This window comes from Nocardia sp. NPDC050713 (assembly GCF_040654315.1).
GTDB lineage: Bacteria > Actinomycetota > Actinomycetes > Mycobacteriales > Mycobacteriaceae > Nocardia.
This window is the reverse complement of sequence record NZ_JBFAHS010000001.1, coordinates 359,464-382,022: the sequence shown is the minus strand read 5'-3', so window position 1 is coordinate 382,022 and position 22,559 is coordinate 359,464. Positions and strand designations below refer to the sequence as shown.

Below are 22,559 nucleotides of genomic sequence, written 5' to 3'. Positions count from 1 at the left end.
GGCTCGTCGATCCCATGGCGGACAGCGCGATCGATGCGGGTGCGGACGGAATTCGCGCGCACCTGGATTCGCCGCGCGGCAAGAAATCGCTGGGCGACTACGCCGACTTCTACGGCAGGGCTTGGGATCACGCGAACGGCAGGCCGGTCGACGATGCCGCGCAGCCGGGTGAGCCCGGGCCGGTGCCGGTGTACCAAGACGCCGACACCGCCGGGTTCGTGGAACTGGGCGAGGTGCCGCCGCACACCGACGAACAGAACCGCGGGCGGTGTGCCGAGCTGGCGCTGCGGCTCATCAAGAGCCTCACCGGTAGTTCGGTGATCCGGCCACCCGCCGATCCGGTCGGGCTCGACGGTATGTCGCGCACCGAGGTGCAGGAGGCGGCGGGTGGTCAGCTGCGCGGCTACGCCGATCACGAGGCGATCGCGCGGCAGCTGCTGACCATGCCCGAGGGTTCGTCGGCACTGGTCGTCGACGAGTACACGGGGCCGGCCGACGAGTACAACGTCGGCGCGCACGCGTACGTGCTGGTGCACGAGAACGGCGGGATCGTGGTTCGCGATCCAGGCACCGGCGAAGAGAAGGGCTTCCCCCCGAACCTGTCGCGGGACGTGCGGAGCACGCACGCGATCCTGTTCGACGCGGCGGGCGACCCCATCCACTCGCTCCGCGGCGATTCCGGGTTGCAGCCGATCGCCGACTCCGACGTGCGCATCGGCCGGTCGCTGGACGCGCACCCGGATCAGGTACGGGAACTGTTGCGGCAGACCGAGACCGGCCGCCGCATCCTGGCGGGATTCGACAGCGGACCGGTGCGTGAACGCTACGAAACCGCGGCAGACGACGGTCGCTCGGGTCAGTTCGCCAGCGAGGACCTCACCGCGACCGTCTACACCGAGGGCTCCGACCAGGTCCGGCAGGCGTTGACCCTTGCCCACGAGTCGGTGCACGCCGAGCGGTTCGCCGACGGCCGCTCCGGCCAATTGGGCATGGCGCGCGACGAGTTCGTCCGAACCATGGTCCGCGAGGAAGCCGACGCCATGGCTCGGCGGATCGAATTGGCCCGCGAACTCAGGGAACTCGGGTACGACGTCCCGGCGCATCCGCTGGACGACACGTACACCGCCGCCTACGACCGCGCCATGGCCGACCTGTCGAACGGCGACGCGGCGGCGGCACGCGACCGGGCGGCGGAGGCGCTGCGGCACGAGGTCGCCACCAGGGTCTGGGCCAACGGCAAGAACTACGCCGACCACTACGGCACGGTCTGGGATCGCGGCCGCCCCCGCCTGGACGCTTTCCTCGCCGACGCGGAGACGCCCGCGCCGCGCACGCCCCGGGTGGCGGAGGCATTGCGCACCGGCGCGCTCGACCGCACCGCCGCGGCTGTCCGACTGCGCGACATCTCCACCGAAGTGAGCAGGCGCGCAAGAGAACTCGGGATCGATCCGACCGCGGATCTGCCCGCGTTGGACGCCGAGGCCGGACGCAGGCTCGACCGGATCGCGGCGGAGCTGGCCGACCCGTCGACCGGGCCAGAGCGGCAGGCCGATCTGCGTCGCGTCCAGCACGATCTGCGTGTCCTGGTGGATCTGGCGGAGCTGCGCCAGGACACCCAGGCGGCGTTCGACGGCCGCGCCGACGCGCTGGCGGCCGAGGCCGCGCGCGAGGTGCTGGCCGGGCGGGCGCCGGACGCGCGGGTCCTCGGCGATCACTACGTCCACATCGCCGGGACGCCCGACCGGATCGTCATGGGTCCGTCGGCCGTGGTGCGCGTGCCCGGCACCCCGGATCGGATCGTCGTCGCGGCGGAATCCGGACAGCTGCGCCGGATCGATGACGCGGCACAGGCGGATCCACGCGTGCGCGAACTCCGGGAACGCGGCCGCGTCGAATTCGAGCACCTCACCATCGATGTCGACGAGCACGGCAACGTGGAGGTGCGGCCGGCCGAGACGCTTCCCGCCCGCGGCGCGGAGCCCACCGACCACGTCGCCCCGCAGGACCGGGCCGATGCCGCGACACTGGAGCGTTTGACCCGGATCAGGGAGCAGCTTTCGCGGACGCCCGTCGGTCGCTGGGCGGTCGACGTGCTCGAGCGCCGCCAGGTCACGATCCAGCACGAGTCCGGGGTCGCGGATCAGTACTACCCCGCTCGCAACACGCTGGTCCTCGACGTGGGCGCCTCCGACACCGCGCACATGCTCGCGCTGGTGCACGGCGCGATGCACGCCGAGTTCGCCGACGGGCGTGGCGGCGCGGAACAGGCGCGGCTGCGGATGCAGTCCGATCGGCAGGACTACGTCGACCGGATGCTGGACGAGGAGACCCGGGCGCACGCCTGGGAGATCGTCGCGGCGATCCAGCTGCGCGAGGCGGGATTCGACGTGCCGGTCTCGCCGCTGGAACGGACCTATGTCGACGCCTTCCGCGAGGCCCGCGAGCGCGCCGCGCAGGAGTTCGGCGGACCGCGCCAGGAGCTGGATCGGATCGCGAACGACGCCGGTCTCGCCGCCTTGCGCCCCGAGGTCGCGGCGCACCGGCCCGCGGGATCCGATCGCACGAATGCCGAGTTCTACCGCGACGCCTGGGACGCCGCGCGCGGAAACCGTTCCGAGGAAACGACTTCGGCCCAAGAGCCGGCGCAGGTCACCGACAACGGCAGGCCCGAGCTGCGCCCCGCCGACAGCGCTGACGAGCCTCCCGCGCTCACCGACCGGCATCTGTGGGTGACCCGCGTCCCGGACCAGCACGCGGCCGAGGTCGGGCAGGTGCTCGAGCTCAGCGACGTCGGCCGCGCGGCGGCGCGGGTGCTGAGCGATGCGGGCGTCACGGTCCGGTTCGATACCGACCGGCCGCAGACCGCGGACGCCTTCGACGTCCGGACCATGGACCTCACCATCGGTGCGCAGGACCGCAGTCAGTCCGCGCAGGCGGCGGCGTTGGTGCGGGCGGCGACCCTGGCCGAAGCCGTGCTGGGCGGCGAGCTCGAGGTCACGCCATCCCGGATTCGCGCGCAGGCCCGCGCCGACTACGTCGCGGCGCGGCTGCGTGCGGAGGCGGCCGCGTTGGGCAGGCAAGCCGAGTTCTATCGCGAACTCGGCCCGGTCGGCGACGATTCCGTGTCGCATCCGCTGGACGACCCGGTGGAGGTGGCTTATCGCCGGGCCCTGCACACGACCTACCTCGACGCCCACGACGCGGCGATAGCGCGAGCGCGGCAACGAGATTCGAGCCTCGACGACGGACAACTGCGCGCGATCGGCCGCGCGGCGGGTATCGAGGCGCTGCTGACGGGCGATATGTTCGACTCGCCGGGCTTCCCGGCCGTGGGCAGCAGCCATCGCGATGTCGCGGGTGCGGAGTGGCATGCCCATCAGCGCGTCGTGCCCCCGGACGGCATGGCCGAATACCGGCCGACGACGCCCGAGGCGGCGCGCCGGGTGGAAGGTCTGGTGCGTCGACTGGCGGCGACCCAACGCGAACTGACGCGGCTGGCGGAGGACGCGGATCGGACACTGCGCCGGACTCAGAGCGGCTGGCGCATCCCCGACAGCGAACTCGGCGCAGACCTGCAATCCGCTCTCGATGCCGTGCGCAACCGTGGCATCGTAGCCACCGACGTCGACCTACAAGCCGAGCTGACCGATCGGTACCACCGGTTGACGGCCGAGCATCGCGCGCTCACCGACGCGCTCACCGACGCCGTGCGTGCCGACCTGGACGCGACCGCATCCGGTAAGGACGAACGCGAGGTGGCGCCGAGGGCGGGTGTGCACGTCGACGCGGATGGCGTCGTGTTCGTGCGACCCGATGGCGCCGAAGCCGCCGCGCCCGCGCCTCGCCCGGAATCGCCCGCGGCCGATGGCCAGCGGGAGACCCCCTCTCCGCGTGCGGATCTCGTCGACCGCGCCGAACTGCTCTTCGAGCGCGCACGCACGATGCTCACCGACGAGTCCAGCGACATCGGGCGCTGGGCGCTCGAGACGCTGAATCGACATGGTGTGCGGATCCGATACACCGCCGAGTCCTCACCGTCGGTGCACCGCGACGGCTATTACGACTCGGTAGAAAGGAGTCCGCTGCTCGGCTACGACCCGACGACGAACTCGGTCGTGCTCCACAACTTCGACTATGCGCGGTACCAGGCGCTGGAGCTGGTGCGAGCCGCGGTGCTGGCCGACATCCGTGCGGCCGCCGAGGGCGAGCCGCCGTCGCGGCTGGCGCTCTCGCGTACCGAATTCGTCGACCTGATGCTGAATCACGAGGCCGAGGCGGTCGCGCTGGCCTTCGCCCTCAACACCAGGACGCGGGCGACGGACTCCATGATCGGGTCAATGTCGAGCCCGTTGGCCCGTGCCTACTCCGAGGCGTTCGATCAGGCCAGGAACGTCGTGGAGCGGGCTTACGGCAAGAACGACGAGGTGAGTCGCGCGATGCGCGAGGCAGCGGCGTACCGCGCCGCGGTCCGCGCCGTGCGCGACCGGCTCGACGCTCTCGGCCCCCTCGTCGACGGACAGAGCCCGGCGCAGCGCCTCGGCGCGCAGTGGGACCGCGCGCACGGCATCCGGCCCGGCGACAGTGCCGACGCGGCGCCCGCGGCGCGGGAAGAGACACCGGCACTGCGGGATCGGCGCAGCCGCGACTACGCCAGGGAGATCGAGGCCTTCCGCGAATTGCGCGCCGCGGGCCGCTACCTCCCGCAGGGTCCCGCCGAACGCGCGTACACCCAGGCCTACGACAAGGCGCACGAACGGGCGACCCGAGCGCAGGCTCGTAAGCCGGACGCACCCGATCCGCGCCAGGTCGCCGAGCAGGCAGGCCGTGATGCCATTCGCCGCTACCTGGACAAGGTCGGACTGGACGAGGCCGAGATCGTCTTCGACGCCGTGCGCGCCGCCGACGTCGACGAGGTCGGCGGGACCAGGTGGGGATACCCCCGCCCGGGCAATCCGTCCGAAATGGTCGAGTCCGGGCCGGTATCGGAGGGCGACGGGACCCCGCCGCGCTCGCCGGATGCCGATGCCGCCGATCTTCTCCAGCGCGCGATCGACGCGGAACTGCGCGGTCGGCCGGACGGTGAGCAGCTGAGCCCGCACGTGCTGCGATTCAAGCCCGAATCCAGCAGACCGGAGTTGCTCGTACTCGCTCCCGAGGGCGAACACATGGATGCGCTCCAGGCACTGGCCGCCGATCGGCCGGAGTTCGGCAACGTGCTGTGGGACAGCAGCCACAACCTCCGCTACCTGCGTGTATCGCGAGGACCCGATGGCGAGCCGGTGACGCGCTTCGAGAACTGGGACGTCGCCGAGGGGCCCTACCGTCGGCCTACCTTCACCAGCGCGCTCGGGACGATGCTCTCGGAATATCTGCGCTACCGCGCCGCGAACGAGACGAAGCAAGGGTTCGACGCATGGCTGCTGGGCCTCGGTACCGACGCGTTCCTCACCAGGGCGGAGCCGCGACTCGCGCTGCGCAGGGCGAACCAGATCGTCGAGGTACCCTATCGGGTCGCCGACCAGTTCGTCGCCGCGGGATTCCGTGTCGCACAGCAGAATCCGGGCGTCCGGCCGCCGCACGCCGCAGAGGTCGCCCACCGGCTGCACACCAGGCGGATTCCACAGCCACCGCAGTCCGAACCGCAGGCGCCGCTGCCCAGCCCGCAATTCCGGTGGGAGTCGGTCGAAGTCGGCCCCGCCGAGCTGGCCGTGGTCCTGGAACGCGACGGCGCGGGCGGTTGGCGGGTGCCCCCGCCGACCCAGCGCGGCGGCACCTCGGACGTCCTCGCCAGGCAGTTCCACGGCATGTCGGACACGGACCCGCAGCGCCTGCTCGACCGGATGCGCGCGATCCTGTCCGACGGCTCCGCCGACCTCCGCGATCACAGCGCGCCGCGCGGGCTGCTCGGCCGCATCAAGGCCAAGCTGCCGTTCGCCCGGACTCCGGAAGGCCCCGTCGACTCGGCGATCCAGCGGGCGGAGGGCGATCGGGGTATCGAGGGCGGGTCCCGGCCCGGGAGGTTCGAGGTTCCCGAGTTCCCCGCCGCGGACCCGAATGCCGGTGGCGGGGCGCAGAAGCCGCCGTCCGAACCGCCGACGCCCACGCCGTCGCCCGACGAATCCGGGGACGGTTCGCGTCCCGGCGAATCCGCGAACAGGCGTGCGACGCCGCCCGAGGGCGAGACTCGCGACCATGTCGTCGAGGTGGACGGCGAAGAGCTGCCGCTGCGTCTGGTGGCCGACGGGGAGGATCGTTGGCTTCCGGTTCCACGCGCGGAGAACGAGCTCGCGCCGAACGAACCGGACTCGGACGAGTCGTCGAACTCGCCCGCGGTCGCCGACCGGAGGCGGCTGCGCGAACTCGGTGACGCGCTGCGCGCCGGGTACCAGGGGCACAACCCGAAGTACCCGTCCGGGTCGAGTCAAGACGGGGCGGGCCAATCGGTGCTCGGCAACGAGGCCGGTCTCCCGCTGACCAAAGACAGCGGTCAGGGGGAAGTGCTCCAGATCAAGTTCAACCCCGCTCGCATCCTCAAAGAGGGCGCGACGATGTGGAAGAGCCGCGAACTCGTTCCCATCCTGAACCGCCTGACCAGCCGGATCCCGGACCAGTCCGGCGATTACCCGCCGGTCGTTCGGCGCGACGGCGAGGAGTACCGCTACTGGCTCGACGAGGCGGACCCGGAGCTGGTGCGCCGGGAACTCGGGGTGGAACTCGACGACCTGCGCAGGCAAGCCGACGAGGAGCAGCAGCGCAACGCGAAACCGGACGAGTCGGCGGAAGCCGAGCAGCCCCCGGTGGTCGGGGCGCCGCAGGGTGAGCCGCGTCCGCGGAGCACAGGCGTTTTCGCCGAACTGTTCGGCGATTTGGCCGATTCCGCGAGCCGCCGCGCGGAGCTCGGCGACGCGCTGATCGCCACCGCCCGCGACCTCGGCGTCGATCCGCGCCGGCTCGGACTCCGGCCGGGCGAGCCGGTCACGGCGGATACCGTTCGCCGAGCGCTCGAGATCCTGCAATACCAGCAGGCCCGCCGCATCGGCGCGCTCGCCGGTCTGGCCGAGGCCGCCGTGCGCTACGACGCCGAGAACCGGCGCATCCCCTACAGCGATCAGGTCAGCTTCTTCGACTCCGACCCGATGACCCGGTTCCTGCGGGAAGTGTTGCGCGCCAACGATCGTCGCACCACCATGCTCGACTGGGAAGGCGTCAACAACGGCGGCGAACCCGGCCGCGACTGGGGCGATCTCAACTACACCGACCAGCCGGGTCTGGACGAGGGCAACCCGACCTACTTCGAGAATGCTTTGCGCCGTGACCAGATCAAGGACGAGCGCGCGGTCTGGGCGCAGCTGCTCGGCGTCGACCTGGCCGAACTCAGCGCGCATCCGCGCGGCGCGCTCGCCGCCGTCGTCGACCACATCCACACGCGCGCGGCCGATCTCGCGGACTTCACCCAGCGGACCCGGGAATTCCTGCGGATCGACGGCCAGGTGGACGAGCTCACCGGAATCCTGGCCGATCTCGCGCTGCGCGCCTCGATCGTGTCCGACGGCGGATTCCTGCTTCCCGACGTGGACGGGCTCGGAATACTGCCCGGCGAGGCGGGCAAGCCGCCGCGGTTGCTGGTGGTCGACGGTCACCTGGATCACGAGGCGGTGCTGGCGAAGGCGCTGCGCGAACACCCCGATCTCGGCGAGGCGGTGAACGCGAGGCTGGTCGAGGTGGTCTTCCGGATCGCCGACGTCGACCCGGACGGGACCATCCGACTGATGGACAGCGAGCCCGTGCGGGTGCGCCACGTCCGTCAGGAGGTCGAGGGGCGCGTGCTGGATGTGACGCTGATGCGCGACGGTGAGCAGCCGTGGCGTCCCGTCACCGATGCGCCCCCGGCGGGCGACGAGGTCGCGCCGCGCAGGTCGAGCACGCCGGAGCGCTTGTCCCGCAGCGAGGTCGAGGCCGCGCGACAGGAGCTGGCGCATCGCTTGGGCATTCCCGAGTCCGATCTCGGCGAGCCCGAGCGCATGGCGGAACGGCTCGAGCAGCTGCGCGCCGAGAACCGGATCCGGGCGGGCCAGATCGAGGCCATCATCGACTACGCCCGAACCGCGTGGGACATCGACGATTTCCACTCGATCGAGGACGCGCGCGGACAGCTGGCGCACCGGCTCGGGCTGGACCCGGCGCAGCTGACTCCCGAGACGGTCGCGCGGGCGCTGGTGGAGGGCGATCTCGGCAAGGCTCGCCGTCACCAGGCGGTCGAAGACCTGGTCGACTACGCGAAGCTGATGCGCGCCATCGACTCCGGCGTCGTCGACGGCGCGCGGGATCGGCTGGCGGAGCGGCTCGGTGTAGGCCGCAGGAGACGGTTCCCCAAGGATCTGTATCCGCGCAACTACAAGAACGACGAGATGAAGTACCGACCGGACACGTCCGGCACGGATCCGAAGCGGTTGCACAAGGCGATCTCCAAGCTGGCCCGCAAGCCGAGCGAGCGGGAGAACCTGATCGATGCGCTGGCCGAGTACTACCGGATGATCAACGGCCTCGATCAGTTCGATCGGGTGCGGTTGGGCGATCAGGCCGCCGATCCGCGGGTCGCGGACGTCGAATTCCCGGTGCACGACAAGGCGATCGAGCATCTGCTGGACGTCGTCGGCGATCTCGACGCGCTGACCGAGGCCCTCGACGGCGCCCGCATCCTCGACGGCTTCGGCATGCTCGGCGCGAACAACTCGCGACCGGACCCGGATCCGGTGGCCGGGCCGGACTTCACCAGGACCGTCGGTGTCGAGCTGCCCGCGCCCGTCCGCCCCACCGACACCGACGCGGAGAAGGCCGCGAAGGCCAAGAGGTGGGCGAAGGTCTACGAGGTCTACCGCGACGGCAAGATCGACCAGAAGGAACGGCTCAAACCGCAGCAGCTGGCCCAGGTACAGGCCGAACTGCGCCAGGAAGTCCGCGACCGCGCCGCCGACATCGACGAGATGGTCGAGCTCAACCGGCGAGTCGCGGAACTGGACCGCGCGGCGCAGCGGCCCGCGGAGATCGCCCGGCTGCTCGCCGAACGGGATGCCGCGGTGCGGGAGCTGGATGCGGCGCGGGCCGAGCTGGATGCCGCGACCGCACGGTACCGGGATGCCGAATCCCGTTCTCGCACCGATGAATTGGACGAGCTGGCCGCCGCGGCTCGCCGGAACCGCGATGCCGAGATCGAGTTGGCGCGGTTGGATGCCGAGTTGGCGGCGACCCGGCCCGAGAACCCGCCTGACACACCGCCGTTGGGTGCTGTCCGGCCCGAACCCGACGAGCCGAGCTCCGGCGGAGAGGGGAGGCCCGAGCCTGTCGCGGATGGTGGTGGCGGTGGGAAGAAGCCGCCGCAGAATCCGCCTCCGGCGCCCGCGCCGGATCCGGGTGATCCGGCGCCCGCGCCGGATCCGGGTGAGCCGACGCCCAAACCTGAAGCGGGTGAGCCGACGCCCGGGCCTCAAGCGGGTGAGCCGACGCCCAAACCTGAAGCGGGTGAGCCGACGCCCGGGCCCAAAGCGGGCGAGCCGGCGCCGACGCCAAGACCGGGCGAGACGACAGGGGCTCGCCCCGGTGAGCGGACGCTTGCACCCGAATCGGGTGAACAGGCGACCGCGCCTCCGGCGGGCGAGCCGAGGCTTGGGCCTGAGGGAGGCGAGTCGACGCCGAGGCATGAAGCGGGCGAGCTTGCACCCGCGCCCGAACTGGGCGAGTCGACGACCGGGCACCGGTCGGGGGAGCGGACGCCTGCCTCCGAGCCAGGTGAGCGGACGACCGGGCCTGCCGTGGGCGAGCGGACGTCCGCGCCCGACACGGCCGAGCCCACGCCGGGGCCTGGCGCGGATGGGAAGAGGCTTGCGCCCGAATCGCATGCGCCCAGGTCCGTTGCCGAACAGCCGACGCCGCGGCCCGAGGTGGCGTCGGCGCGGCGGGTGACGGAGATACTCGCCTCGGAGAACGTGGCGGCGGTACGGGCATTGGACGCGGCTCGCACGGCGCGGGCGGCGGCGATGGAGGGACTGCCGGTCCGGGAGGCCGAGCTCACCGAGGACGCGCTGCCCGGCGCCATTCGGCGGCTGACGGCCGAGCTGCCCGGCCAGGCGGCGCGCGTCGAAGCGCTGCGCGACGCAGCCGTTCGCTTCAACAAGGCCGAGGACGAACTCGCGGTGCTCGATGAGGCCGTGGCTCGGGCGATGCAGCGCGAGGCGCTGGCCGAGGAGGGTGCGGGTCGCGTCGACGACAGCGTCGGCGTCGTCCCCGGCGACCCGCCGCGCCTCGTCGTGATCGGCTGGAACTCGCCCGGAGACGTCCGCGCCGAACTCGCCGCCGACCACCCGTTCCTTCGCCCACTGCTCGATCGCTCCGACGTGGTGGTCCGCCACATCGAGATCGCCTACACGGACGACGGTCGAATCACGCACCGGCGCACAGACTTCGGCCCGGACGGGCCGCTACACGGTGCGCAACCGCCGTCGACGCCGCCCGGCTCGGACTCGGGTGCGCAGCGGCTCGGCGAGGGGGAGCACTCGGAACCCGCCGACCGGCCCGAAGCTGCGCAGTTGGAAGCAGAGGGGCAGCGAGCCGGTGCCGCGTCTCGCCCAGTCTCCGCTGACGCGCGGAGCGATGCCGGTGCTCGACCCGAAGTTCCTGACTCGCAGTCGGAATCGGACGGGCAGCGAGCCGGTGCGGAGTCTCGCCCGGAGTCCGCCGATCCGCGGAACGAAGCGGAATTCGAGGCGATGCGCCAGCGGACCGAACAGCGCTATCAGGACGCGATGCGCGAGATTCGGCGGCAGGTCGACGAGGCGCGCCGAGCGCTCGACGAGTTGGAATCCCAGGGCAGGCCGAAAGATCCGGACGGCTTCGACGAGCGCCTGCGGCAATTCGACGACGCGCTCGCGGAACACGAGCGCCGCGCCGAGGACGCGCAGCATCCACCGACCCGGCCCGAAGCGGAGTTCGACGCCATGCGGCGACGGACCGAGGAGCGCTACCAGGAGGCCCTGCGCGAGGTTCGACGGCAGGCCGACGAGGCGCTGCAAGCGCTCGACGAACTGGAAGCCCAGGCCAGACCCGAGCATGCGAGCGACCTCGACGGCCGGTTCCAGCGGTTCGACGAGGCGATGGCCGAGCACGAGCGCCGGACAGCTGAGCTGGATCAGTCCCTCGGCGAGGCGGAAACTTCTCCGCGACAGGCGGACTCGGGTAGCGACGGCGCCGCGCAACGGCCGCACGGTGGTGAGGAAGGCGACGTTCGCGTCTGGCCGCCGGAGCCTTCTTCGCCGGAGTACGCCGACGCGGTCGCGCGGCGGGATGCGTTGGCGGGCCGAATCCGGGAGCTGGCCGACGGGCTGCGGCTGCGGGTGGATCCCGAGCGGCTGAGTCCGGACCGGATCGTCGACACGATCCGCGAGCTGGGCAGAATGGCGATGCTCGCCGACGACGTCACCCGCTTCGCCGAACTCGGCGGCCTCGTTCCGGACTTCCTGCGTGCCGATGCCGAGGTGCGGCTGCTGGAAGCACGGGCGGAGCGTCCCGGACCCGCGGAGTCCGCGCAGCCGCGCTCCGCGGACTGGCCGCGGGCCGGAATCCCGCGGGTGCACGACCCCGCGACAGCGGAATTCCGAGCGCAGCTACCGCGATTGGCAGAACGGATCAGGGTGACCGCGGCGGCGCGCCGAGAACTCGAAGCGCGCATCGCCGATCTGGCCCGCGGGCTCGGCATCGACCCGGAGGGACGGACACCGCGCGAAATCGCCAACGCAGTCGAGGGATTGGTCCGTGCCGCCGAAGCTCCCCTCGAAGACACATTGCGCCGCCCCGACGATCCCGCCCAGATGCTGCGGCAGCTGGACGAACTCACCGACGCCGCTCGGAACGCGGCCGAAACGCACTCCGCCACGCGCGAAATCAGGTCCGCGCTGAACCAACTGGACGCCGTGAGCGCGGGGGAGCGCGCCGCTCGTCAGCGTGCGGGCGCATACGCCGCCCGCGACGTGCTCGCCGCCGCCGACGCGATGATCCCCGCCGAAGGCGTTGGCGTGCTGCCCGGCAGGCACGTGCTCGTCGCATCGCCGCTCGCCGCCCCCGACCACGCGCTGCCGCCCGATATGCGACGCCGGCTGGCCGACGCGGGCGTGCGTGTCGACTACGTCCTCGTCGCGGTGGACGAATCCGGCACGGTGACCACTACCCCCCTCCGCCCGCCGGACGACGGCGGCGCCGCCGCGAGCCCGTCGCGACCCGACCAGCCGGGATCCGGCCCCGCCGGTGCCGCGAACCGCCCTCTGCCTTCGGAACGCTCGACACCGGCAGACCCGCTCGGTGCAGGCGCTCCGCCGCGCGAAGGCGGAGAACTCGGCGCCGAGTCGGAACGTGATGCGCCACAGAGCGCTTCGCGACAGCCCGGCGGCAGCGCGGTTCGCCCGGACGCGGACCCGGCAACGCGCGGCGACTCGGGACGCTCGACGCACCCGGACTCGTCGCCGCTCGAACCGCGCCTCGACGCCTCGACGCCAGAGTCCCACCCAGACTCCTTGTCGCCCGAAGCGGGCTCCGACCCGTCGTCGCCCGAGGCAGGCCCAGATCCCGCCTCACCCGAGTCCCGCACGGACGCCCTCACTCCGGAAGCACGCGCGGAACTGTCCCGACTCCGGGCCGAACGCGCCGAGGCCATCGCCACCCGTGCGGAATGGCGCGACATTCGCCGCATGCGCGCCGAAGCGCTCCCCGAGGACCTGGACGCCGACGGCCGCGCCGCCGTGGACGCCCTGGCGCGGGCCGCCGAACGCTTCGACGCCGCGGAGCAGGAGGTCGCGCGACTCGACGCGGAGATCGCCGAGCTGGAGCTCGCGGGCACCCCGGAGGGCGTCTACCGGGCACTGATCCGGGATCGCGCCCCGCTCGCGGCCGAGCGAGAGTTCTGGCGCGCCAAGCGGGACGACCGATTCTCCCGCTTCAGCGACATCCCGCTGCCGTTCCGCGATGCGAACGAGGCGCTGAACCAAGCCAATCTGGCGACCACGCTGGAACACCTCGAGACCGGCATCGTCGCGACCAGGGACATCGCGGGTACTGGAGACGAACCCGCCTCGCGCACAGCGGAACTCGTAGGTCCCGCCGAGATCGCGCGCCGCAGGGAACAGATATTCAACCTGCAAGACGCGGCGCAACGGTTCAACAGGGCGGATTCGGCGCTCGCCGAGGTGGATCGGCGAATCGCCGCGCTAGGGCGCGTCGGAGTCGGTGAGTCCGAACCGCTTTCGGACCAGGTGCGCGCCGAACTCGACCAGCTCGCGCGCGACCGTGCCCGCGAGGTGCTGGAGACCAAACCGTGGCGGCGGATGCGCGAAGACCTCGCCCGCCGCCTCCGCGTGAACGAGGACGAACTCGGCCCCGCCGACCTGGACCGCACCATGGAGGAGGTCGGGAACCGAACGATCCGGGCCGACCACGCCGAAGAGCACGCCAGGAACATGGCGCTGCTGCGCGAGGCCGCGGACCGGGTGAACCAGGCGGAACACCGTATCGCCCGTATCCAGGGGCAGATGGCGGAGCTGGCGGGCGCGGGGCGCGACATTCTCGCCGCCGAGGGCGCGCGGCAGGTCACTCCGCGGGTCGGTCTCGTCACCGGCGAGCATCCGCGGATCGTCGTTGTCGCACCGCGCGGCACGCTGGAGCATCCGCGAGCGGGTCATGACGAGGCACTGGCGGAGGCGATCCGTACCGACGCGGGCGTCGCCCACGCCATGACGCGGCCGGAGACGACGATCGAATACCGCGAGATCGTCGCCGACCGCGAGGCGCCCGTGCGGACCGAGCGAATGGCTCCGCCGCGGCGCGAATACACGACGGCGAATTTCGGCGAGGGTCGCGGTGGCCTGCATCTGGTCCGCTGGCAGGACGGTGCGGGCGACTGGCACGACGTCGACCCGAACCGGCCGAACTGGACGACCAACCGCAGCGGCGCCACGGTGCCGAAGAAGTTCGAGCCGCGCGACCTGCCAGAAGGCATCAGCGGATGGGGCATGAATCCGATCCAGGCAGCGGTCGTCGATCCGTTCGTCGACAACGGCCCCGGCATCAACGTGGACTTCCTGCCGACGATTCCGGGCGGCGCACCGGTCTATCCGGGTACGACCTACGAGTTGCCGTTCGCCGACGCGCTGTACCACGCGTTCCGGCTGACGCTGGAGCCCGCGAAGCTGTTCGGGTTCACCTGGTTCAACGACAAGGACCATCCCGGCCGCGTCTCGCCCGGCTTCAAGGGACACCCGTGGTTCCGCAAGAAGGGTCCCGACGTGCAGCCGATGGCGCGCGAACCCGGAGTGCCGGAGCGGGCGCCGGATCGCGGCGAGCTGACCGAAGCCTTCAAGCAGCGTCAGCGGGACGAACAGGCCGCGTGGGCGCGGGTGCAGGAGTGGGCCGACGCCGAGTACGAGCGATTCCGCAACGACGACAGCGACATCGACAGAATCACGAACGATCTCGCCACGCGTCCCGAGGCCGAGGGCGCGGCGCGGACGGTGCGGGCCGCCGAGCTCGTCGACCGCATCGCGGGCCTCTTGGACGACCACTTCGCCGGTCTGTCCGAGGTGACGACGCGTCGACCGGACGATCCCGAGCCCGATCTCACCGCGGTCGTGGACTCGGTGGCGGGAACGCTGCGCAACGAAAGGCCGGGTGACGCGGCACGATTGGTCGACGACGTCCGCGAGGCGCTGACCGGTTTGCGCCCCGATCGGGAGGCGATCGCCCGCGACGTCGCCGAACGGCTGGACAACTCCGCACACGCGTTCACCCGCGAGGAGATCGCGCAGATCAAGGACCACCTGATGCGCGAGTCCTATTTGCGGGCGAGTCTGCGTGACGGTGCGCCGGTACGCATGCCGCTGGACGCGGTCGCCGACGTCGCAGAGGCGTGGAACCGCCTCATCGCGGGCGAACCGCTGCCCGCGGACATCCTGATGTTGCAGGACGCCCTCGCCGAGTCGAACTTCCTGCGCGCCAACGGATACGCGGCCTGGCGCGACGCGAACCAGTACGCGATCCGGATCGGCTTCGACTGGAACGCGGCCCGCCCACCCTTGACCGACTGGCGCGCGGGCATCAAGTACGCGCCCGCCCCGGTACCGAGGGACAACCCGCTGCCGCCCCGCTCGGACGACCCCGAGGCGCTGCCGCCCGGACCCGACTCGGGCCCGCCGCCCCCGCAGCTGCCGCCCGCTTCTGGACCCGCGAACCGGACACCCGAATCGTCGTCGCCGGACGACGTCGTCACCCAGCCGATTCCACGTCCCGACGCCTCGGATGACGACCCGACCGTGGAACTACATCGGCCGACTCCGCAAGGCGAAGACCCGCGAACTCACCCTGTCGACCCCCGGACGCTGCATTGGCCTGGTGGTCCTGAAACCGAGGGCACACAGCCAGTTCCACGCAGCGAAGGTGAGCAGACCGTCACGTCGAGCGCCGAATCCCCGGAGGGTGTTGGTCCGACGCCGATTCCGCGCACCACCGACGCGGACGACCCGACGCTCGACCTGTCGAGCGCCGAGTCGCCGGATGGTGCTGGCACCTCGCCGCCTTCGCGGACGACCGACGCCGACGACCCGACGCTCGATCTGCGCGTGCCGCCTGCGGAGGGCGCGCCGCGAACTCGCCCTGTCGACCCCCGGACACAGCACTGGCCGGGTGGTCCCGAAACCCGCCGGGACGCGGGCGGCGAGGACGATGGCGAAGCCGGGGCCGTTCCCCGCCCGGAGCCGAGCAAGCCGGACTCCGACTCCGGAGCGGCCCGCCCGGAGCAGACGGGATCGGAAGAACCTGTCCAGCAACCCGATTCCGGTCAGCGGCAAGACGACGGACACCCGGACGACGGCGAGCGAAGCGCTCAGCGTCCCGACGCCGAACCCGCCTCGGACGCGGATGCCCTCATCAGGCAGCGGGCCGAACTGGCGGCCGAGCGCGAGTTCTGGCGGGCCAAGCGCGACGACCGCTTCTCCCGGTTCTCCGATATCGCGATGCCGTTCGGCAGCGCGGACGAGGCCATGAACCCGGCCAACATGGCGACCACCCTCGATCATCTCCGCGGCAGGCTCGCGGGCGACCGGCATATCGCGCCCGTCGGCGACGAACTGTCGTCGAGTTCGCGCGAACTGGTCGGTGAGGCCGAACTCGCACGCCGCGAAGAGCAGGTTTTCAAGTTGCAGCGCGCCGCCGAGCGCTTCAACGAGGCCGAAGCCAGGTTGGCCGAAGTGGACCGCAGGCTCGGCGAGCTGGGACGGGCGGCCACCGACGCGTCCCGACTGCTGCCACCCGAGACGCGTCGCGAGATCGACACCCTCGCTCGGCAGCGGGCGCGCGAGGTGCTCGGGGTCCAACCGTGGCGCGGGATGCGCGCGGATCTCGCGCGCCGACTGCGGGTGAACGAGGACGCGCTCGACCCCGCCCAGCTCGAGGAGACGCTGGCCGAGGCGGCCAACCGCACCGTGCGCGTCGACGACTTCCGCGAGCACCTGCGGAACTTGGCGTTGCTGCGAGAGGCCGCGGAGAACGTCCATCGCGCGGAGGACGTCATCGATCGGCTCCAGGCGCGCATCGCGGAGTTGGCGGGCGCGGGTCGCGACGTTATCGCCGCCGAAGGCGCGCGGCAGGTGATGCCTCGGGTCGGTCACCTGCACGGCGACGAGCCGAGGATCATCGTCGTCGCGCCGCGCGGTGCGCCGGACGCGCCCCGCGCGAATCACGACGCCGCGCTGGCTCGTGCCATCCGCGAGGATTCCGGTGTCGCGCAGGCGATGATGCGTCGCGAGACGCGGATCGAGTTCCGCGAGATCGTGGCCGACCGTGGCGCGCCGGTGCGGACCGAGCCGATGGCCCCGCCGCGGCGTGAACACACGACCGTGGGCTGGGGCGACGGCAACGGCGGCCTGCACATGGTCCGGTGGCGCGATGGCGCTGGTGACTGGCACGAGGTGAATCCGACGCGACCGGATTGGACCACCAACCGCGGCGGCCCCACCGTTCCGAAGGAGTTCGAGCCGCGTGACCTGCCCGAAGGCGTCAGCGGTTGGGGTGTGAATCCGCTCCAGGCGGCGGTCGTCGATCCGTTCGTCGGCAACGATCCTGGCGTCAACATCGACTTCCTGCCCACGATCCCCGGCGGCGAACCGGTCCCGACGGGGCCGACCTACGAGCTGCCGTTCGCGGACGTGCTCTACCACACGATGCGTCTGACGCTGGAGCCCGCGAAGTTGTTCGGGTTCACCTGGTTCAGCGACAAAGAGCATCCCGGCCGGGTGTCACCCGGTTTCAAGGGCCACCCGTGGTTCCGGAAGAAGGCGCCCGACGTGCAGCCGATGGCGCGCGAATGGGACGTCCGCAACCGCGTGCCGGACCGTGGCGAACGCGGCGAGCTGTTCGAGGCGCGCCAGCGTGCGGACCAGCGGGAGTGGGCCCGCGTCCAGCGGTGGGCGAACGCCGAGTACGAGCGCTTCCGCGGCGACGACAGCGATGTCGACCGCATCGCCGATCAGCTCGCGAGGAACCCGGCGGCGGAAGGCGCCGGGCGCAAGGTGCGCGCCGCCGAACTGGTCGATCTGGTCGACGGTCTGCTCGAGGATCACGTAGCGGGTCTGGCCGATGTCAGTACGCGCCGCCCGGACGATCCCGGCGCCGACCTCAGCTCCGCCGTGGACGTCGCTCGTGGTCATCTGCGTGACGAAAAGCCGGGCGATGCAGAGCAATTGGTGGAAGACAGCCGCGAGGCGCTCGAGCGGCTCGACGGCAAGCGTGCCGATATCGTCGCCGAAGTCGCTGGCAGATTGAATAATTCGCTCCACGCGTTCACCCGCGCGGAGATCGCGCAAATCAAGAACCACCTGATGCGCGAGGCGTACCTGCGGACCGATTGGCGCACCGGTGCGCCGATGCGGATGCGGCTCGACGCGGTCGCCGACGTCGCCGAGGCGTGGAACCGCCTGATCGCCGGAAAACCGCTGGATGCCGACATCCTCATGCTGCAGGACGCGCTCGCCGAATCGAACTTCCTGCGCGACAACCCCGCCATGTCGTGGGCCTACGCCAACGACCGCGCCATCCGGCTCGGGTTCGACTGGAACGCCAAGCGCCCGCCGCTGACAGGCTGGCGCAAGGGGATTCGCTACGCGCCCGAACCGCTCGTGCCCGAGAACCCGTTGCCGCCGCGGCCGGACGACGACGATGACGATGGGCCGGACGCCCTGCCGCCCGCTCCTGGATCCGACGCCGGACCTCCGAACCGTCCGTCGTCTCCCGCGCAGTTGCCGCCCGGTGCCGAGTCGGGGGTGGAGTCGCCCGGCGACATCGACACGGTTCCGCTCACGCGTCCCGAAGGCTCCGACGATCCGACGGTCGAATTGCGACCGCGTACGCCTGACGCGGAAACATCGGAGTCGCAACATGTTCGGCCAGGCGATTCGCCAGCGCAAGAGGCGGGCGGTGTGCGGCGTGGCTCCGCTGATCAGCGACGGGAACCTCGACACGCTGATTCGGAAGGTGAGCGTCGTCCGGGTAACCGGGGCGGTTCCGGGGGCGAGCATCGTCCGGAGGAGCAGGTCGGTTCGGAAGGCGAGCGTCGTGGGGAAGACCAGCGCGGTTCGGAAGACCAGCGCGGTTCGGAAGGCCAGCGCGGTTCGGAAGGCGCAGCGCCGCAGCAGGTTCGAGCCAGGACCTACGAGGAAGGTGGCGTCTTCGCGGAACGGCTGCGGTACGGGTACGAGATCTGGGACGAGGTCGCCGCTGCGTTGAGCGCCGGGGAGCGCGCGGTGCTCGGTCGTTTCGCGTCGCTTGATCCGACGGATCTCGCGTTCGTCGCGGCTTTGGAGGCGGCGCTGCGCGGGGACGCCGGGCTCACTCCCGAGTTGGCCAGGGCGGCCGACGTGATCGATGCGGTGTTGGCGCGTCGTCCGCTGCCGGACGAGGTGGTCGTCACCTATGGGCACACCGAGAATCCGCTGGATATGTCCGGCGACCTCACCGGCACCGTACATCCGATTCCGGAGTTCCCGCGGACCGTCATGGGCGAGACGCCGGCGATGGTCGGCATCCGTTTCCACCTCGAACTGACCGTTCCGGCGGGCACACCCGCGCTGTTCTTGAACAGTGTGTCGCCGAGGCCGTCGATCGTGCCCGGCCTGCTGCTCGCGCGGGGTCTGAGCTTCCGCATCGACAGTGTCGAGGACCGAGGCAACCACGGGCACTGGATGATTCGCGCGACAATCGTCCCCGGTGCAGACCCGCCGCTGAGCGCCGAACCGGGCCGGAATGCTCCCTCCACGCCGGAGGCCGGACGGCCCGACCTCAGGGCTACCGCAGCCATACGCCCTGAAGGCGCAGCGCCGCACGAGGATGCCGGACAACCCGAAGGTGAGGCACGGCCCGAAGACGGCGTCGAGCCATCTGCCGCCCAGCCGGTGGATGAGCCGCTGCCAGCGGGTGGTGTGCCGGTGGAGGTCGGTGTTCGACCCGAGGGCGAGCCGCTGCCAGCGGGTGGTGTGCCGCTGGAGGTCGGTGTTCGGTCCGAGGGCGAGCCGCTGCCAGAAGGTGGTGTGCCGCTGGAGGTCGGCCTTCGACCCGAGGGCGAGCCGCAGCCAGAAGGTGGCGTGCCGCCGGAGGTCGGCCCTCGATCCGAGGGCGAGGCACCGTTGGATGATGTCGTGTCGCAGGAGACGGGTGTTCGGCCCGAAAACGCGACCGGTCCCGAACGCATGCGGCCTGACAGCGAGGCAGGTTCCGAGGAAGCGAAGCAGCCCGCAGGCCTGGAGCCGAAGGACAGTGCTGTGCGGCCCGAACGGAAGCAGCAGCCGGTCGGTGAGGATGGCGACGCGGATTCGGGAGCGGCGCGTTCGACTGCGGATGGACGGCAGGCACAGCGCAAGGAAGCCGGGGAGCCGGAAAGCGAAGCGCCGCATGAGGAAGCCAGGCCGCCTGAAGGTGAAGCCAATTCCGAGAAAGCGAAGCAACCTGCAAACCAGGCGCCGAGCGAAAGTGCTGTTCCGCCCGAGGGCCGAACGCGTCCGAACGGTGAAGGGAGCGACGAGGATTCGGGTGCCGCGCTTTTGGCACCGGACGGGCAGCGGGCGCAGCCCGAGGGTGGCAGTCGTGCGGGCGGTAGCGAAGGTGGGCGGCCGCCGCGGTCTTCGCTGAACTCGGCGGGCGATGATGCGTACCCGCGTCTGCCGGGTTCGGTTCTTCGTTCGCGAATTCCGCATCCGCCCAAGGATTACGACGTCGACTTCCCGGTCATCGACATCCTTCCGCCGCTGCTCCCGACCCCGAACCCACAACCACCGGTTCCCCCGCGGCCACCCGTACCGCCGCAACCCACGGACCCGCCGCGACCGCCGCAGCCGCCGACCCCGCCGCAGCCGCCAGTTTCGCCGCTGCCCCCGTCGCCCCCGGAGCCACCCAAGCCGCCAGCTCCGCCGCAGCCACCCAAGCCGCCAGCTCCGCCGGAGCACCCTGAGCCACCAGCGCCGCCCAAGCCGCCGAAGCCTGAGCCGCCGGTTCCTCCTAGGCCGCCGAAGCCTGAGCCGCCCAAGCCGCCAGAGCCTGAGCCGCCGCAACCGCCGGAATGCCCAGTGCCGCCGGTCCCGCCGGAGCAGCCCAAGCCGCCGGTGCCTCCGTTGCCGCCGGAGTGGCCGATGCCGCCCAAGCCGCCGGTACCTCCGCAGCCCCCGAAGTGGCCGCAGCCGCCGGTGCCCCCATCACCGCCGGGATGGTCGCAGCCACCCGTGCTGCCGGGGCCGCCGCAGTGGCCGACGCATCCGCAACCGCCGGACTTCCCGATGTCTCCGCGCCCGCCAGAGTCGCCGGAGTTCCCGGTGCCGCCGCACGCGCCGGAGTTGCCGCAGACACCGGAGCTTCCGGTGTCTGCGCACCCGCCGGTATCTCCGATCGCACCGGAGCCGCAGCCACACGTGCCGCCCCGGCCGCCGGAGTGGCCAGCGCCTCGGCAATCGCCGGACTCCCCGGTGCCCCTGCGCCCCCTAGTGCCTCCGGTCGCACCGGAGATGCCCCAGCTTCCGGTGCCGCCGCACGCGCCGGAAGTGCCGCTTCGGCCTGACTTCCCGGTGCCTCCGCGGCCGCCGGTGCCGCCGATCGCGCCGGCGTTGCCGCAACCACACGTGCCGCCCCCGCCGCCGGAGTGGCCGACGCCTCCGCAATCGCCTGACTTCCCGGTGCCTCCGCGACCCCCAGTGTCTCCGGGCACAGCGGAGATGCCCCAGCTTCCGGTGCCGCCGGAAGTGCCGCCTCGGCCGGAGTTGTCGGTGCCTTCGCGGCCGCCGGTGCCGCCGATCGCACCGGAGTTGCCGCAACCACACGTGCCGCCCCCGCCGCCGGAATGGCCGACGCCTCCGCAATCGCCGGATTCCCCGGTGCTTCCGCGCCCCCCAGTGCCTCCGGGCGCAGCGGAGATGCCCCAGCTTCCGGTGCCGCCGCACGCGCCGGAAGTGCCGCCTCGGCCGGAGTTGTCGGTGCTTCCGCGCCCTCCAGTGCCTCCGGGCGCAGCGGAGATGCCCCAGCTTCCGGTGCCGCCGCACGCGCCGGAAGTGCCGCCTCGGCCGGAGTTGTCGGTGCCTTCGCGGCCGCCGGTGCCTCCGATCGCATCGGAGTGGCCGGAGCTTCCGGTGTCACCGTGGCAGCCGGGAGTTCCGCGCCCGACGGAAGTCCCGGTGCCGCCGCAAGCCCCGGCGCCGCCGCAAGCCCCGGCGCCCGATATGTCAGGAGTGCAGGATCTTCCGCAGTCGCCGGATGGTTCGGTACCGCCGCAGCCTCGGGCTTCCGAGTGGCCGATGCAGCCTGGCGCGCCTCAGCGGCCCGGTGATCCGCCGGTGCCGGGCATGCCGACGTTGCCTGATCCGCCCCAGGGCTCGGCGTCACCAACTGGCGCTCCCGGTGCGCTGACGTTGCCCGACCCACCATCGGCCGGGGACCCGCCAGCGGGCGGGAATGGTCTGTCGGGTGGGACGAACGGGTATTCGCCGCCGCCGATGCCGCCTCCGGCCCCGCCTGTATCGGCGGGCCAGTCGCGATCCTCGCGGGCGTTCCCGCGAGCGGGGTTCGGCAACGGTCCGGGCCTTGCCGAGAGTGGCCAGCGTGCGGCGACTGGTCTCGTGGTGCGCTCGCATGCGGGTGTCGGTGAGTTCGCCTACTTCGATCCGGGGACCGGCGCGCTGCGCGGTGGGACGTCGGGAGCCGGTTCGGTGTCTGGCCTGTACGGCACTGTCGGTGACCTGTCGGTGGTCTTCTACCGGGATGCCGGTCGGCTACTGCTGCGGGCTGGTGGCCGCGTGATCGATCTGGACGCCCAGCCGATCGGCGTCTACTGGCAGCGCGTCGACGACCAGACGAACCGCTTCGTGCTCGTCGCCTCCGGTGCTGTCGCCTGCGACGTGCACTACCAAGCGGTCCTTCCGGACCTCGACTTCGGGCTGCTGATCCGGGATGTCCTGAGCGATCCCGACCGGCGAACCCGGATCTTCGCCGCCTGA

The 22,559-nt window shown here is 71.7% G+C and carries 1 protein-coding gene (running past one end of the window); it reads left to right on the top strand.

Annotated elements, in window-relative coordinates; genetic code table 11:
- On the top strand, positions 1-22,559 hold the 3' portion of the coding sequence (locus AB0H49_RS01350; RefSeq protein ID WP_357245886.1) for a hypothetical protein. Its footprint begins 5,080 nt before the window's first position; 22,559 of the gene's 27,639 nt are visible here — the last part of the coding sequence; its start codon lies beyond the left edge, outside the window; the stop codon is at positions 22,557-22,559.